This is a genomic window from Acetobacter senegalensis (genome assembly GCF_001580995.1).
Classification (GTDB): Bacteria; Pseudomonadota; Alphaproteobacteria; order Acetobacterales; family Acetobacteraceae; genus Acetobacter; species Acetobacter senegalensis.
The window spans coordinates 76387-93445 of sequence record NZ_LHZU01000138.1 but is presented as its reverse complement, the minus strand read 5'-3'; the positions used below and the strand labels follow the sequence as shown (position 1 = coordinate 93445).

General features: G+C 52.7%; 13 protein-coding genes and 1 pseudogene. 3 read left to right on the top strand and 11 right to left on the bottom strand.

Annotated features, from left to right (window positions below; translation table 11 throughout):
- The 7 genes from exbB to AD948_RS11955 form a co-directional block, all read right to left on the bottom strand.
- On the bottom strand, window positions 1-670 hold a 670-nt coding region (gene exbB / locus AD948_RS11980; RefSeq protein WP_061472164.1), incomplete at its 3' end, for a tonB-system energizer ExbB.
- Window positions 667-921 carry a hypothetical protein gene (locus AD948_RS11975; protein WP_061472163.1) on the bottom strand — a complete coding sequence of 85 codons (255 nt, stop codon included), beginning with the start codon at window positions 919-921 and terminating at the stop codon, window positions 667-669. The genes AD948_RS11975 and exbB, both read right to left, overlap by 4 nt.
- The gene (locus tag AD948_RS11970) at window positions 918-2162 is read right to left on the bottom strand and encodes a PepSY-associated TM helix domain-containing protein (protein ID WP_061472162.1); all 1245 of its coding nucleotides are present in this window, start codon (window positions 2160-2162) and stop codon (window positions 918-920) included. Before AD948_RS11970 ends, AD948_RS11975 begins: the two co-directional genes overlap by 4 nt.
- Window positions 2163-2405: 243 nt before the next feature.
- Window positions 2406-4904: a TonB-dependent siderophore receptor gene (locus tag AD948_RS11965; protein ID WP_061472161.1), complete on the bottom strand. Its 2499-nt coding sequence runs from the start codon at window positions 4902-4904 to the stop codon at window positions 2406-2408.
- 254 nt (window positions 4905-5158) lie between these two features.
- On the bottom strand, window positions 5159-6115 hold the full coding sequence (locus AD948_RS11960; RefSeq protein ID WP_061472160.1) for a FecR family protein: 957 nt from the start codon (window positions 6113-6115) through the stop codon (window positions 5159-5161).
- 2 nt (window positions 6116-6117) lie between these two features.
- Entirely contained in the window at window positions 6118-6288 is a 171-nt protein-coding gene (locus AD948_RS18205; RefSeq protein ID WP_156479015.1) for a hypothetical protein, read from the bottom strand.
- Window positions 6285-6794, bottom strand: a complete 510-nt coding sequence (locus tag AD948_RS11955) for a sigma-70 family RNA polymerase sigma factor (protein WP_082782432.1) — start codon at window positions 6792-6794, stop codon at window positions 6285-6287. The genes AD948_RS18205 and AD948_RS11955 overlap by 4 nt, the downstream gene beginning before the upstream one ends.
- Before the next feature lie 725 nt (window positions 6795-7519).
- Between AD948_RS11955 and AD948_RS11945 the strand changes: the two genes are divergently transcribed.
- Window positions 7520-7858, top strand: coding sequence for a tRNA-binding protein (locus AD948_RS11945; RefSeq protein ID WP_058987074.1), 339 nt, complete (start codon window positions 7520-7522; stop codon window positions 7856-7858).
- Between the two features lie 226 nt (window positions 7859-8084).
- Here AD948_RS11945 and AD948_RS11940 read toward each other — a convergent pair whose 3' ends face one another.
- Together AD948_RS11940 and AD948_RS11935 are read right to left on the bottom strand one after the other, a co-directional pair.
- The gene (locus AD948_RS11940; RefSeq protein WP_061472157.1) at window positions 8085-9686 is read right to left on the bottom strand and encodes an alkaline phosphatase D family protein; all 1602 of its coding nucleotides are present in this window, start codon (window positions 9684-9686) and stop codon (window positions 8085-8087) included.
- 96 nt (window positions 9687-9782) lie between these two features.
- Window positions 9783-12641: a TonB-dependent receptor gene (locus AD948_RS11935; protein WP_237933201.1), complete on the bottom strand. Its 2859-nt coding sequence runs from the start codon at window positions 12639-12641 to the stop codon at window positions 9783-9785.
- A gap of 205 nt (window positions 12642-12846) precedes the next feature.
- Here AD948_RS11935 and AD948_RS11930 point away from each other — a divergent pair, with 205 nt between their 5' ends.
- A complete protein-coding gene (locus AD948_RS11930) occupies window positions 12847-13473 on the top strand; it encodes a sigma-70 family RNA polymerase sigma factor (protein WP_006559963.1) in 627 nt (208 codons plus the stop codon).
- A 119-nt stretch (window positions 13474-13592) separates the two neighbouring features.
- Window positions 13593-14546 (top strand): FecR family protein, encoded by a 954-nt coding sequence (locus AD948_RS11925; protein WP_156479014.1) that lies wholly within the window; start codon window positions 13593-13595, stop codon window positions 14544-14546.
- A gap of 77 nt (window positions 14547-14623) precedes the next feature.
- Here AD948_RS11925 and AD948_RS17840 read toward each other — a convergent pair.
- Window positions 14624-15351, bottom strand: a pseudogene (locus tag AD948_RS17840) (IS5 family transposase).
- Window positions 15352-15533: 182 nt separating this feature from the next.
- Window positions 15534-17009 carry an amino acid permease gene (locus AD948_RS11920; RefSeq protein WP_248846010.1) on the bottom strand — a complete coding sequence of 492 codons (1476 nt, stop codon included), beginning with the start codon at window positions 17007-17009 and terminating at the stop codon, window positions 15534-15536.
- Window positions 17010-17059 lie beyond the last annotated feature (50 nt).

Genomic DNA, 17059 nt, shown 5'->3' with positions numbered 1-17059 from the left:
GCGCCTGCATCCGCCCCAGATCGCGCGAGACCAGCCGCATGACCAGCGAGGTCAGATCAGCCACCTGCGCCCGGCACGCGGCGGACTGGCGTGCAAGGTGGTTGTAGATGATCACCGCCGGAATGGCCGCCACCAGCCCCAGAGCCGTGGCCAGAAGCGCTTCGGCAATGCCGGGCGCCACCACCGCAAGGCTGGTCGCCTTGCTGGCGGCAATGCCGGTAAAGGAGGTCATGATCCCCCACACCGTGCCAAACAGGCCAATAAAAGGTGATGTTGCGCCAATGGTGGCCAGCAGGCCCGTGCCACGCATCAGGCGGCGGCCTTCCGCCGCTTCCAGACGTTCAAGATGCAGCACGATCCGCTCCTTCAAACCTTCACGGTCATCGGGAATATCCTGTGAGCGTTCGCGCTCCGTTTCCGCGGCCATCACCAGTGCATGGGCAATCCCGGCGCCACGCGTGTGCTCTTCTCCCAGATCCAGCGTTCCCGCTTCCTCCAACGCCCGTTCCGCCCGGCCCAGCTTCAGCCGCACACGCACCAGTTCAACCGATTTGGCAAAAAAGACCGTCCACGTCAGCAGGGATGCCAACGCCAGAAGAACCATCACACACCGGACAACAGGCCCGGCATTCATAAACATTTCCCACGGAGAAAACGAAATATCGGTCATGAGCGACCTCCTTTGACTGATGGGACGCACCACGCTTGCAGGAGGCAGACCACCGTCACGATAAAGGGAATGGAAAGGCTGATCCATGAAAGCACCAGCCAGAGCCCCTTCTGCCCCAGCAGGGCAGAGAACAGGCCAAACACCGTGAGTGCGCCCAGCGCAATGGGCCACCGCCACACAGCAATCTGCGGGCGGCCACGTGCTTCAGACACAACGGAAAAAGCGCCCTCCGGCGGCGGAGTGATCTTCATGACACCCCCTTCGCCAAAGCCGAAACAGGCGAGACCTCTCCTTCATCAAGCGCATACCCCAGCGCGCGCAGGCGTGCGTCTGTTGCTATCTTTCTTTTGCCTGCCCACAGCACCACGCCGCTTACAAGCACGCCAATCACAACACAATCGAGCAACGCCCAGAGAATACGAAGCGGCATGCCCCCGTAATCCCCAAAGTGAAGCGGGCGTGACACTTCAAGAAACCGCAGATACCACGGCATCGGATACGCACCCGTCAAAGCGCCGGTACGGGCATCCACCAGAACCGGGGTAAACAGGCGGGCACGCAAGGGCGTAGCACCTCTGGTCCACAACACGTAATGCACCGGGCTGCCAAAAGACGCACCGGGAAAGGAAAGGCCTGTCACCTCGTTGCCCAGAGCCGCCTTTCTGGCAGTTTCAAACGCAGCCTGCACGGACGCAAGATGATCCTGCGACGGTACAGGCAGATTGGCATAAGGCTTTAAAATCTGCCGCACATCCGTCACGCGCCACAGGCCAAAAAGTGGCCTCTGCAATTCATTCACTAGCCCGGTAAAGCCAACCACCAGTGCCCACACCAGCGTGGCAACCCCCAACAGATTATGCAGATCCAACCACGTCAGGCGAGAAGCACGGTCTCTCCGCACAGCGCCAAACGGTAACCGCTTCATGAAACGCCCATACAAGACCGTGCCGGATATCAATGAGACCACAAACACCCCACCCATGGCCCCCATGAACAATGCTCCGGGCAGTCCGGCAAACAGGTTGATGTGCAGGCGGGTGCACGTTCCCATAATCAGACCGGTCCATGTGCGGGGTTCCGGGGGAGCGTTGGCAGGGCGAGACTGTTCAAGCACCTTGGCGGTGCGCGCGTCAAACTTGATCCAGTGGCTGGAATTACGGTCTGGATACTTCTTGTCTTCCTCAAGCGCCTGCCAGCTTGGCGCCATGGAAAGCAGAACAGCAGGTTCATCATCCATGGGAGACACATTGGTGATAATCTGCCCCGGAAACATGGCCCGCGCTTTTTCTACAAGCGTATCCAGACTGGCGTTGGGTGTGCCGGGAGGCAGAACCTCATAGGGTGGGTCATCATCGCCCACAAACGTGTCCCATATCTGTTCTGAAAACAGCATGGGCAAACCTGTGACACACACAATCAGCAGAAAAAGGGTACACACCAGGCTGGACCATTTATGCACCACAAACCAGCGGCGGAGTGTTCGCGTGGTCATTTACCGCCCCCGATCAGACATGCGTGTGCGAGTAAATCGCAAAAACGCGCTGGATCAAGGCTCATCCGTTCCATCATCATGCGCCCTCTGGCTTCTGGAAAACATGCTAGAGGACACACACGACGCCTCAACGGGCGTTCAAGCCACCTCTCTTACTTACATGGACGAACAAGCAGCCCGTTTTTTTACGTGTTGCCCCATTTTATCTGAAAACAGGGCCTGACAAATCCGTGATACCCTGCCTTACCAATGGTAGCTCAGATTGCCATACACCCGTCGCCCCTGCCCCAGATAACACTGCGTGGTGCCGCAGGAGGTGATGTAGTACTTGTTGGTAAGGTTTGAGAGTGTCACCTGCCCCTCAAGCCCTTTCAGAAAAGACGCAGCTTTTCCAAAATCATACCGCATGCCGGTATCAAAGAGAATAAAAGCCGGAATCTTGAAGGAATTGGCAGTATTCGCGTAGGTCCACCCAACATAGCGAACGCCAAAATTGAGTTCCAGCCCGGACAAGATCTTGCCCGGCAGGGCGTAATTCACAAAAAGAGATGTCATGTTCCGTGGCAGGGCATTGACGTATTTCCCCTGAAGAGGCGTCTTTTCCCCCTGCCGCATATGATACCCCGCCGAATTTGATGTGGGATCATAATAGTAAGGAACAACCGTGTTGGTGCTCTTGCTGTAGCGTGCATCATCGTAAGTATAGGATGCAATCAGGCGCAGATTTTTTGTTATGTTTGCCTGCGCAGAAACCTCAACCCCTTTGGAAGTCACCTTCCCGCTCTGCACTGAAAAATTTGCGTTGTCCGGGTCCTGCGTCAGAACATTTGTCTGATCAATATGGAACGCAGATGCTGTAAACAGCGCATCAAAGCCGTGGGGCTTGTATTTCAACCCTGCTTCATACTGCGCGCCTTTGGTGGGCTTGAATGCGTTCCCGTGAGAGTCCGTGCCTGTCTGCGGCTGGAAAGAGGTAGCGTAACTGAAATAGGGAGCCAGCCCAAAATCAAATTCGTAAGTCGCCCCCGCACGCCAGGTAAAAGCCTGCGTGGAAAAAGGTGATCTGGTTGTTGTGCTTTCCCCCGTGGCAGGCGTGTTGGATTGCGACCACGAATATTGTGAATACCAGTCTTCCCGTCCGCCTAGCGTAACGGTGAGCCGTTTGTATTTGATCTGATCCTGAAAATAGACGCCAACCTGATCATATGTGTCACGCCCGAACCACGACCATGAATTTGCATTGGCTGGCCCCATCCCTGGATACCCAAAAGACGGCGTGAATTGACCATACTGGGGCGCATACACATTCAGGCTGTTGGCATCAGACCTGTAATAATCACCAGTGGAATGGTAATCCCAGAAATCAACACCGGCGATGGCGGTATGCTTGACCTTGCCCGTATTGAATTGTCCCAGAAGGCGGCTGTCCAGTGATGCCGTGCGGGTAGTGTTTGGCACTGCAAATGCAACACGCGGCTGGGTGACGCCATCATCCTCCAACGCACCGGATTTGGTATAAACGTAGCTGAAATTTGTTTTTGATTCCTCGTATCGGAACGTCTGCTGAAAAGTCAGATGAGAATTGAAGCGATGGGAAAACACATATTCAAAAAGTGCGCCCGTTTCCTTATGATTGTTCCAACCCGGTTCACCCATGAAAAGATGCCGGGAAAGGCGTCCATACCGGCCGGGAAAAATGGTCCCCACAGCCGGAAGGTAAGAGGAATAAGCACCATCTTCGGGAGTATAGACGTAATTCCCGATAACGGTCAGATCCGTATTCTCATCAATATCCCACTTCAGGGAGGGTGATACGCCTACCCGATGATAGCGAACGTAATCTGTCTGCGTATCCTGAGAGACACCAATGGCCGCTATCCGGTATTTGAGATTGCCGGATTTTGTAATCTTGTCGCTGATATCAAACGTGGCCTGATACCGGTTCCAGTTCCCAAACCCTACCGATACAGCCCGCAAGGGCGTATCGGTGGGGCGTTTTAACGTTTCATTGATAATACCACCGGGAGAAGACTGCCCATACATGACGGAAGACGGGCCGTTGATTGTCTCAACACGTTCAATAAAGGACGGGTCCAGCGCAACCTCAGAATTACTGATCATACCATCAATAAACTGTGCCGAGGAAAACCCGCGCTGCATGTAGGACCCATGGCCAAAACCGGCTGCCGCCCCGTTTGTCTGCTGCCCCATGCCTTCTGCATAAATACCTGGGGTGTAGCGCAAAGCCTCGGCAAGGTTCTGAACCTGCTGATCCTGCATCTGCTGTTTGGTGACAACATAAATGGAATTAGGAATTTCCATTATGGGCGTATCGGTTTTTGTACCAGACAAAGAGGTCTGCGCCACATACCCCACGCCCGGCCCGATGGCTGATTCCCGCATAAACGAACCATGAACCCGCACCGGCCCCAGAACGATGTTTTTTGCAGCCCGGGTCAGCATCACGGTGCCGCGGCCCGAGGGAACATAGCTCAACCCCGTGCCCGCCAGCAGTTGCGCCAGCGCCTGCTGCACGGTGAGACGGCCATGCACGCCTGAGGTCTGTACACCCCGCAAAATGGTTGAATCCGCAGTAACCTGCACACCGGCCTGCTGGCTGAAACGCATCAAGGCTGCGGACAAGGATTGTGCGGGAACATCAAACACCCGCGCACCGGCATCCTGCGTCTGCGCTGTTGGGTTTGAAGCTGCCAGTATGACTGAAGGGAGAGACACAGCCATGGCTGCACTGACAAAAAGTAGAAAACTCCTCTTCTTTCTTCCTTTTATCAGGAAGTATTCAATCCCGGACCACACCTCTGCTTATCCCTTCACGCAACATGATCAACCAGGAAGCAAAGGAGACAGGTTTCGGCACCGCGTTATTGCGATCTGCTTGCATTCGCATTCCCGCTCCTGAGACGTTCGGGGGAAATGCTTTTCCAGAAAAAGTTCCACAAGATTGATTTTTTTCGCGCTCATCCCCCTTTTCAGGGTTAGCGCACCACCTCGAACCAGGAGGAAAACCGATAAATTTCAGAGGCCTGAGCCTTGGCCACGGCCCGCAACGCCTCCTGAGGCGCGGCAAGATTATAAACGCCGGTAATATGCCGCGCTGCGTGAGGGGAAGCCATCACCACATGCGCCCCAAGCCACGGACGCAAACGGTCCACAACGTCGCTCATGGGTTCCTCATCCGCAACCAGCCAGCCTTCTCCCCATGCGCCAACATGATCTGGTGTTATCGTGCTCCGATAAGCGCCCTTCTCCTGCACATCAAGCACCTCACCCGCGCCAAGTTCCTGACCACCCTGCAGCGCGGCCCCTCCTTCAACCTTAACGCGCCCATCGCGCACCGCCACAATAACATCCGCCCCTTTGCGCCGGACATCAAACACGGTCCCGATATCCGTTGTCCGCACGGCCCCCGCCATCACAACAAAGGGCCGGGCAGGATCATGCTTGACGGTAAAAAACGCCTCTCCGGCTAACAGCCTGATCTGCCTGTACCCATTAGAATAGTCTATTGCTATGGCGCTTTGTGGCGCCAGTCTGGCCGTACTTCCGTCCGCCAACGTTACGTTTTGTGTTTCAGCCGTTGCGGTCATGCAATCTGCCTGAAGCCGCACCGCTATATAAGGAAAAACCACAAGTGCAACGCAGGCCGCTGCCGCAAGCACCGTAACGCCCTGCATGGCAAACCGCCGGGACCACCAGCGAGCGTGTTGCCGGCCGCTTTGCCAGTTTCCCGTATTCTGTGGCGGCATGCGGGCGATAACGCCCACCGTGCGCTGCATGATTTCCCACGCTTGCGCGTTCAGGGGTGATGAGGCACGCCATGCCTCAAATCTGGTGCGCTGCCCGCTATCCTCAGGGTCTTCCTGTAGAAGGACAAACCATGCCGACGCTTCTTTGGAGGCTTGTCGCCTCTCCTGTTCAGAATATGCCGCCATGTCTATCCTTCAACGCAGCCCGCCGCATGATCCCACCACAACATTCCGCGTGCCGGACCGCTACGCACATCGGCGCTCCCTCGTTTATCAGACGAGCGAAGACATGGTATTTCCACAAAGACCGCCTCTTCCTGTGCGGCAAGGGCGTGCCATTCTGTGCTGCGTGACATCATGGCTGATCCAGACGCTCCTTGCAGTGCTCCAGCGCCTCAACAACAAGCGTATGAGCCTTGGCCACGGAAACATCAAGAAACGCAGCAATTTCGCGCAGTTTTCGTTCCCCAAAGCGATGCATTTCAAAGGCTATGCGTGTCCGTTCAGGCAATTCGGCCAGAGCGGCATACAAACGTTCCATCTCATCCCGATGAAGAAGCACCTGATCAACAGACGGCTGACGGTCGGCTGATATCTCTGCCACCGTATCCAGCGGTTGAGACACCACAACCATTCGCTCGCGCTTTTCCCGGCGGCGGCCATCAAGCGCGAGGTTGCGGACAATACTGTACAGATAGCTCCGCGGAGACCGAAAACCCTGCTTCTGTGCGGCATCCTGAAGGCGCAGCCACGCCTCCTGCACAATATCCTCTGCCCGCGCCATATCGCCCGTAAAACTATTGGCGTAATTTATGAGGTCACGGCGATACGTTGAATATAAGGCCAGTAACACGCCTTGCTGCACCAAGATCCGTACCCTTCTTCGCCACCTTCCCCAAAAAAGAAGGATCCTTATAGTTCAGCGCCATCCGTAAGTGCGAATTGTTCTTATTATCTTCGATTGCACATTTCAAGCACCTTCCCTATTTGATCAGCCTTGCCCCGCCCGTGCTTCACTGACGAACTGAGCAGGGAATAACCATGCAGGCTCCAGAGTCACAAAAAGCTACGCACCCCGGCGAAAAACAGGTTCATATCCCGCCATACTAAAGCTCTCATAAACTTTGATCACGAGCCCGTGTGCTTGCCTCCATCCGGAGCCTCTTCGCTATTTTCATGATGGAAGGTTTGTTACAGACGCGGTTGCAGAGACTGCATACTACTCTGTCCGCCCACGCAGCCCCCAATCATTCTGATCGTGAAGAGACCACGCAAGCCGCGCCTCGCTTTATCGAGGCCCCACTCCGCTCTCTTTTTTTGGTAGCCCGTGCGAGACCCATGAACCACCAGCTTCCTCTGCCCAAGAAAGGCAAGATGCCTCCAGCCGGGAACACTTTTCTCCACTCTACAGCATTCTGCGGGAAAATACTTGCCACTTGGACAGGACGTTGCCACCCTTTCCTTTGTCATTACCCGCACGCTGACATATCATTCCGTCCCTCAAACAGTGCCCAAACGTCGAACCGATTTTGAATTTGCCGTTTGGAAGCTGTTTGAAATTTGCACCCCGCTGTAGGAAAAGAGCCATTCATGAGCATGATTTCTATTGATGACTTCGTTAAAATTGATGTCCGTGTCGGGACAATCACGGATGTCCAGCCTTTTCCGGAAGCACGGAAACCGGCATGGAAACTGACCATCAACCTTGGTCCACAAATTGGCCTGAAACGCTCCAGCGCGCAGATTACAGACCTGTATACTGCTGAGGATCTGATTGGCCGCAAGGTTGCCTGTGTCGTGAACCTGCCACCCCGCCAGATTGGCCCTTTTATTTCCGAAGTTTTGACCTTGGGGTTTCCTGACGAACACAAACAGGTTGTTCTGGCTGTGCCTGAACGTACTGTGCCCGATGGTAGCCGCCTGTTCTGAAAAGAGGAGCCTGCGCGCAAGGAAGGGACAGCACAGCGGAAAAGGACATCATTGCCGCAACGCCCCCTTCCTTCTTATGATGTTTAGCTGTGCTTCCTGATTAATCTGCCCCTTGCGCAAAAGAAACGCCAATACCCCTCAGCGCCGTCCGCCCCTGAAGAAAGGCTCACGGTGTAGAGTGCAGCCTTCCTCTTCAAAAATGGGCTTTGATAAACCCAACCAGTCTCTACGCTTTCTGCAAACCCGGATGCCCTCTTTCCGTGACAAAGCTGGCATAGGTGGACGTCACCCCGTTAGGCTGCATGACCTGATCGACTATTTTCAGATCTCCTCTCCACTGGTCACGGCCAACATCACACAGAACGTAACCGCGTTTATCTGTTGTGGCTTTCAGCCAAGGGTTTTCGTGCCGAACCGACTGGCTGAAAGCATCATCATCGCCCACACCATCTGAGCCTGATGTAATAGACGTTGCCAGAAACTCCACAGAAGCAGGCTGTTTGTCGTCCGGATTGACCAGCAGATCCCCAGCAAAGTGTCGGTGTGCATCCCCCGTCACGTTCACCACGTTGCCCGGACAATGAGCCTGAACAAACTCAAGCAGGCGTTTACGGCTATAAAGATAGCCTGACCATTGATCCATACTGTAAAGAAGCGGGGAACTGGCCGATTTACGATGTGCCAGATTCAGCATCATGACCTGATGCGCCAACAGGTTCCACCGTGTATCGGACTGCGCCAACCCGTTGAACAGCCACTGCTCCTGCGTCTGCCCCATCATGCTACGGTTTGCGGCCCACACATCTTTCCCCTGCGGACCATCTTTGTCACCGTAAACCTGATCGCTCCGGTATTGCCGCGTATCAAGCACAAAAACGTTCAGCAAATCACCATACCGTGCAGTTCTGTAGATCTGCATATGGCTGCCATTTGGCAAAGACCTGCGCCGCAATGGCATATGTTCATAATAGGCCTGCATGGCAACGGCCCGACGAAACAGGAATACCTCCTCCGGCGTGCCGTCCTGATCCGTATCGCCTGCCCAGTTATTATCTACTTCATGATCGTCAAAGCTCACAAACCATGATGTCGCAGCATGCGCCGCCTGAAGATCCGGATCAGTTTTATATTGAGCATAACGGCGGCGATATTCATCTAACGAATAACATTCCGGCCCCATATGCCTGCGCAGTACCTTGAAGGGCTGGCCGTTGATTTTACGGTATCCGGGCCCGCTATCCGCGCCCTCGTAAATGTAATCGCCATAGTGATAGACAAAATCAACAGGTTCCTGCGCAATGGCGCGCCAGGCTGTGTAATGTCCTTCTTCATAATGCTGGCATCCGGCAACGGCAAAACGGACTCTCTCTACAGATGCTCCAGCCGCAGGCAGCGTTTGCGCGCGCCCTAGCGCGCTTTGGTAATCCGCAACGCGGAAACGATACCAATAGGGGCGCGCTGCCTTCAATCCGGCCACCTCAACATGCACAGAATGCGCCAGTTCCGGATGCGCTAACGCCTGCCCTCGCGCCACTATGCGAGACATATGCTCGTCTTCCGAAACTTCCCAGTTCACCCACATAGGTTTCAAAACCATTCCACCAGCTTCTTCAAGCGGCGTGGGGGCAAGACGGGTCCAGATTACAAACCCATCTGCTTCCGGGTCACCCGAGGCCACGCCCAAGGTAAAGGGCGTTGACACAAATTTCGGATTTTTTTCAATATTGCGCGGGGCCTGTTCTGCTGCAAATGCCTGCCGCAGCATGAAGCTGCTTCCGGCAAATCCTGCCATACCCCCTAATAAAAGCGACCGACGACTGACCGACATTTTTCTTCCCTCCTGAAACAACGCCTGAAAACAGAACAGTCTGGCGAGACAAACTCTCTCGCCAGACCGCAAACTGCCCGCACTACACCGGAAAAATCAGTGAATAATCACGTGGAAATAAACACCCCGCCCATAATTATCCATCTGATTGGTATATTGCAGCTTGTCCCCGATAAGCCATTTAGGCTGCTGGTTTGCCAGATTCATGACCTCATACTTGAAGCTGATGCCTTTGTAGACCTGATGCCAGAAAGCCAGATTCAAGGTGAACAGAGATCCAAAACCCGTATTCTGGTTAGGCGTAGCGCCCAAAGATGTCAGATATCTTCCAGAATAATTGGCCGTCGCCCGCAGGCCCCCTTCAATCTGGGGGATGTGCCATGTCAGCGCACCATTGACCAGAACATCCGGCTGATAGATCAGATGGTGGCTGCGCAACATGGTTGTGCCATTAGAATAATTCATGCTGCCACCAAGCCATGTGGCATTGGCCGAAGCATCAAAATACTGGCCCCAGAGCTTCATGTTCCGGTTCAGAAGAGACACTTCAACGCCCTTGATGTTTGAACTGCTGGCGTTCATGGGCTTGCGCACATCATAAAGCGTATTATCAATCACTTCCGTGGTGCGCATGGTGTAAATGTCGTCCTGAATCCATTTACTGAAAAAGGCGACACTGAACATACCCTGATTATGGTTGAACCATTTATCCAGAGAAATATCGAAGTTATGGGAACGACGCGGTTTGAGGTTGGGGTTCCCCTGAGTAATGCTGCACTCGGCTACGCCACCACCATCTCCGCCGTCTCCATCACAGGAAATATTGGCAGCCTGTGCAATATTCCCCGGCGTAGGCCGCCCGATTGTACGGCTGTAAGACGCATGCAGGTTCATCTGATATGGCAGATGATGCACCACATCAAAGGATGGTAACGGATTGATATAGGAACCGTTCGTTTTGCTTTTCCCGGCGGAGGCCGTTCCGTTGGAAATTGTGGGTGTCCATGAGGAATAATTGACATTATCCACCCGCACACCGGCAATAAACGTCGTGTTTTTCAACTGGTAATGAAGGGAGAGGTACCCATCCACTATGTTTTCACGATATTTGTAGTCTGAAACACGGGAATCATAAAGGCTTTGCGCTGCATTCTTTTTCAGGCTTGACCAGGGATAGTGATACCCGTTTACCCCTATGAAGGAGGCCGGTGTTCTATCCTTCCACGCGACATAATTTGTATGATCAATCTGGCCGGTCATGTCACTGCCGGTGCCATATTCATCTTCGTTCACATCATTGGTAATTGTCAGTTCCCGCCATTGAAAGCCGGAAACAAGACCAAACCCGCGGGAGGTCGGTGACGCATTGAACGTATAATCAAGACGGGCTGTGGGAATCCCTTCCCACGCATGCGGACGCGTTACAGAGGCTGTACTCAGCGCATATTTTGAAGAAGAGGCGATTGAAGGGTCTGTTAATGAGCGCAGCAGATACACGCTGCCATCAGCAGGGTTGTGATCATAATTGGCATAAACATTTTTAGGATACGTGCGCCCCGCAAGATACGTGGATACGTTATCATAGGTCTCCCATGTATAACCGGCACGAGCCACAAGGTTTGAGCGCCCTCTGTGCCAGTCAACATGGCCGATCACGCCACTATGATGCCGATCCCACTGGTCCTGACGCCGCCGGATATAAATGCTGTTGACCTTGCGTGTTCCGCCTTCATCTGTCTGATCAGAAACAGTGCCGGTCAGATTGTAATCCTGCTTATCCATAACAGAATGTTCCCATCTGTCATAAGACCAGCCCATAACGGAGGCATAGAGATTGGTGCCAGTGGGCCGCCATTCCAGCTTGCCAGATCCACCAACAGTTGTAATGGCGTTGGCAAACTTGCCAGACTGAAAGCTGATGGGTGCTGTGCGGTCATTCCAGTCACCATCTTCCGGGTTGGTCATCACCTTACCGGATGAGTCCGTATATCCCATATTGCCATACTGTTTCTGGGAGTTCCGCACACGTGCCTGATAACGGCTGGAAAGAATAATGCCAAACTGGTGATCTTTACCGAATGTATCGGAAATAGTTCCCTTTGCGCCCGCCCCCATGTGGGGATCATACCCCTTCAGGCCATTATGCCCTACAGAACCACGATAACTTGAATAAATGCCATATCCGTCAAAATATTTGTAAAGACCCTTATGATCAAAGGCGCTCATGGGAATCATGTCGATCACGCCGCCAATGGCGTCCGCATCCTGCTCAGCAGTGAAGCTTTTATAGACATTGGTGCGAGAGGTCATTTCTGCTGGAATATCCTGCAAATTGACACGCCGGGTGCCTGATCCCGTTTCCCCGACCGAGGCAAGCGTTACACCGTCAATAGTGGTATGGTTCAGATCCGGGCTGATGCCGCGCAAACTCACATAGCGCGGCTCGTCCCCATCCACGATGCCCGTAACCCCCGGCAGCAAGACAAGAGAAGACGCAATTGAGGAATTTCCGCCCAGATTTTCAAAGGGATCATAAGGCACCGTGTCCATGACAATATTTGAAGTACGTTTCTCTGTCTGGCTTTTTCGGTGCCCGACAACAAACAGTCCTTCCATGTCATTGATCCCCGATTTCCGGACATGCGGAGCGGGTTTCCTGCTGACCACCAGCGTCGAGCTTTTCCCCAATGTCTGCACCTGCAAAGGTGTTTGGGCGAGCAATTTCTGAAGAGCAGCTTGATCATCCATCATGCCATGCACTGGCGAAACATGAATTTTCTGAACATCCGCACCTTTTGCAATCACACCCACACCGGACTGCTTTTGAAACGCCGCCAGGGCCTCGGGCACGGTGCTTGCCGGGATATTGAACATGTGTGTTGCGCCCAGCGCTGCACTCCATGACACGGTAGAAGAAAGCAGAGTAAGCGCACCTATCGCTTTAACTGAACGCATGGGGAAAGATTACCTTCGGACACAGTAAGAAACTTACCCCTTAAGACGAGACCGCACACCGCCTTCCCCCCTCTTTCCGTGCCGGAATTATGTTAAGGTTTTGTGTCAGTCTCAGGTGGTCAAAATAAATATTGTTATAACAACAACTTAACGGAAACATCCCCCACTCTGCGTATTCTTGCGCTTGCACACAGGCGCAGTGTAGATGAACGCATCCCGCCCTATCCCCCTGTTGCGAGATCCGTTCATGCTCGTTGAGCCACCTATGAAACGACGTGCGACACCACCGGAAGAAACTGCGGCAAAACCATCTTCTCCGCTGCCGGATACGGATCATCTGGCGTGGATTGCGCAGGATGTGATGCCGCATGAAAACGCAGTGCGACAATGGCTTTCCCGCACCCTCCTGCCCGGCGTTACCGAGGATGATATTATTCAGGAATGTTATGCACGGTTTTGCGCCGCGCCATTTCAGGACATTCAGAATGGCCGGGCTTTTTTCTTTTCATGCGCCAGAAACCTTGTGATAGAATATGCCAGAAAATCGAAAATACGCTATCTGGATGCAGATCTCGGCCTTGAAGCCTGCAATGTTGCAGATGACCGCCCCAACCCGGAGCAGAACCTGGCAGCCCGCCAACAGCTCGACTGGCTGCGCGAACAAATGATGACATTACCCAGCCCCTGCAAGGATGTCTTCATCCTCAGAAAAATCTATAATCACAGCCATGATTACATTGCGCAGTCATTAGGCATTTCCCGCCGCGCCGTTGAACGGCATATAGGGCGTGGACTTCAGAAACTGATAGAAGCCGGTAAGCGTTCCAAATAAAATTTTCCGGTTCATACTCTATAACAAGACAGACATATCATCAGACTCCCTTTAATCAGGGATGGACATCGGTTTCCCGTTGACGGAAAACATGTCTGGCAACCAGACGAGATTTGCTTGTGTACTCCACCACCTCTCAAACGGATGGACAACGGCGGAAAGAAGATGCTGCCCATTGGGTAGCATTAACAGATGCGCGCGCGCTGCTGCCTGATGAACAAAAACAACTGGATGACTGGCTTCAGGCTGACACGCGCAATCTGGGGGCCTTTGTTCAGGCCAAAAGCATCTACCATGCGCTTGACTATCGCTCTGGCCGACACATAGCCGCCGCACCTGTTCCCGCACCTTCCCCGCCTCTCGCACGGCGGCATTTTCTGACAGCGGCCTGCGCTGCCGGAGTAGCGGCGCTTGTTGCTCCCAAAGCCATAACGGAACATTTTTCTCTGCGCCATCGAGGCCGGCAAGCGCCGCAGCGTTATGAATGGCATGGCAACCAGATTACTGTGGATGCGCGTTCGGGCGCATATTTTTCTTCCACCCAACACCATGACGCCATTCTGATTGCTGATGGCCGCATCGGCCTGCAAATTCAACGCCACCCTTTGCATGTCACGGTGGGAACAATGTGGCTTGGAAGCAAAAAGGCAGACTTTGATATCTCCGTGCAGGGAGCTAACGTAATTGTCGCACTTTATTCAGGCGCTCTTAATTGGAAAAGCCCCGATAAATCTCTAAAGTTTACGTCTCCTAATATTCTTCTCTTTTCTCAGGGCTCCAAGAGTTCTCCCGTTCTCGTCAGCAAGCAAACACTGCCTGATGATGATGCTTTTATACGCAAGGCATGGCGTAACGGCCAGATTATTATGAATAACTACACCCTGACCGAAGCCGTGAATGAATTTAATCGGTATTCCGATGTTCAATGCCTGATTGCCAGCCCGGCTCTTGCACAACGCCGCCTTTCTGGCAGCTTCAGCCTGTTAAAACTTCATGATTTTGCGCAGGCCGCAGCCCTCTTGCTGAATTGCAAGATACGACAAGAGAAAAGTACAATTCTCTTCTATTCATAGCTGGAACTGTAAATATCCATGATCTCCCTATTCCTCTAAATGCTCACCTCAAGAACAACGTCTATTAGGCTCAGGCCTCATTCTTGGAGGTAGAAGATGAAGCTTGCCGCGATATGGATTGCGGACATGAATGCATGAGCGCAGCAGTCATATCTGGTGGCGATATGTCGCCAGCCCTTGTGTTTCGCGAACATGTTTTCGATAAGGTGGCGCTTTTTATACAGATGCCAGTTGTAAGGTGCCTTTGATTTCCGGTTCTTCTTCCGCGCGGTACAGGCAATGATATTCCGGCCCGCGAGAGACTGCCTGATCTTGTTACCGTCGTATCCCCGGACCCGATGATTTCTGATGTCTCATCCGGAAGGTTGTTCAGCAGCACGTCTGCGCCCCTGAAGTCACTGACTTGCCCTACTGTCAGACGAAGGCCGGACAGGCTTGCCTTCACCATCACACACGCCATGGAGCTTTAAATTCAGGTCGCCTTTTGTGCGCCCGATATGGGGGCGAAAAGCCCTTTTTAAGCAGGGGCCTGCCGTTCTGTGTGCTTTGAGATGTGTTGTATCTATCATCAGACGCTTTGAACGACCAGTCTGATCAGTCAGAGCCGTGAAAATCCAGTCGAAAACGCCCAGGCGGCTCCAGCAGATAAAGCGATTATCTAAGGTCTAGTGCGAGCTATAGGCTTGCGGCGCATCGTTCCACTGAAGGCCGTTGCGGATCACGGAAACAATCCCGTTCAGAACACGCCGGCCATCCATACGCAGAACACCATGCGCCAGAGGAAAAACGGCTCAATCCGTTCCATCTGGCGTTCAGACAGCAAAGCACATCACTCACAGGCTTACCTCCATCAGCAAGACTGTGACTCACAACAGCCAGATTAGTTCAATGAATTAACAGCTCCTGAGCCTCGCAGAACCCAGTCCACTATAACGCCAAGCCCACATCTTTTTGGCTACTGGTCGTGGGCTTGAACAATAACCCGGCTTATTTATTCTTATATTTATACGTAATAAAGCCAGAAATAGACGCAACGACCATAAAAATAATCGGGAAATAATGCAGGTACCAATGGGTATTGCCGGGATCAAAAACTGACAATCTTGGCCATGCCACATTAACAAGTAAAAGAGCCCCAATAACGACAGCAACAAAATTAACGATAAGCCCTTTGCTCCGTCCCAAATAAAAATACTCCATCCCCCCTGAGACAGGGTTAACACCCTTGATGCGTAAAATAAGCATAGGGAGGGTAACCAACAAATAAGCAAAATAAATTGTAACAGTCGTAACAGAACACAAAGCACTAAAAATAGCGGGGTCACCGTAAGACAGCCACAACAATGCTATAGCCAGTACAGTTACCACGAGTGTTGCAACCCAAGGTGTTCCGGTTCTGACTGACACGCGTGTTAAAAAAGAAGAGAGAGGCAACGCACCATCGCGCGCCATCGAAAACATAACTCTTGCTGCCGCGTTTTGAATGGCAAGGGTGGCAGAGAGAATGGAAATTGCGACCATTGCAAACAGTACATGCCCTGCAAAACCACCTGTTACAGCGGCCAAAACATAGGAAACACCATCTTTGGCCAAATTGCCGTCTGTTAACGACGGCGCGGCCATAAGAGCCCCCATGACCATAAGAGCACCGCCAAAAAATGAAACCATAAGACATTGAATAATAGCTTTGGGCGTGGTGCGCCGTGGGTCATTGGTTTCTTCGGAGAGCTCTGCTGCGCTATCAAACCCATACATGACATAGGCCGCCATTAAGGTAGATGACAAAAAACTCCAGAATGTAGGTGATGGCACCCCGCCACCCAGCACAACAGACGGGCCACGACTGGTATGGGTAAACAAAACAACAAGCAGGATAATCAAACCGATTATTTCACAATACACACCAATTGCTGTTGCCGTAGCTGCTGCCCGCACCCCGAGAGAAGAGATTACGGAGCAAATAACAATGGCAACTGTTCCTAAAATAACAGCATTGGCCGCACCTGTTGGCGAACCCAAGGCTGTATCACCCCCAAGAACCTGGAAGCCAATCCAGACACTTGGCAACACAGATTGCATGGCAATAGCAATGGCCGCCACGCTCATAATATAGCCAAGCAGCATAAACCAGCCCGCAGACCAGCCTATGCTTTCATTGGATAAACGCCGAGACCATTGGTATACCGCTCCGGCCACAGGATAAGAAGCAGCAAGTTCTGCAAAGCAGAGTGCGGTAGAAAACTGGCCGATAAAAACGATCGGCCATGTCCAGAAAAAAAGCGGACCGCCAAAGCCATAACCCGTCGCAAAAAGTTCAAAAATTGTCGATAAAATAGAGACAAATGAAAAACCAGATGCAAAAGATGCAAATGGCCCTAATTCTCTGCGCAATTCCTGACCATAGCCAAACTGCGCAAGATCTTCCGCCCCAGAGAGCTCAGATACAGCTTTAACAGAAGACATTTTTTGAGAACATGACATCAATTTACCCTCGACAAGCAATCATAACAAAC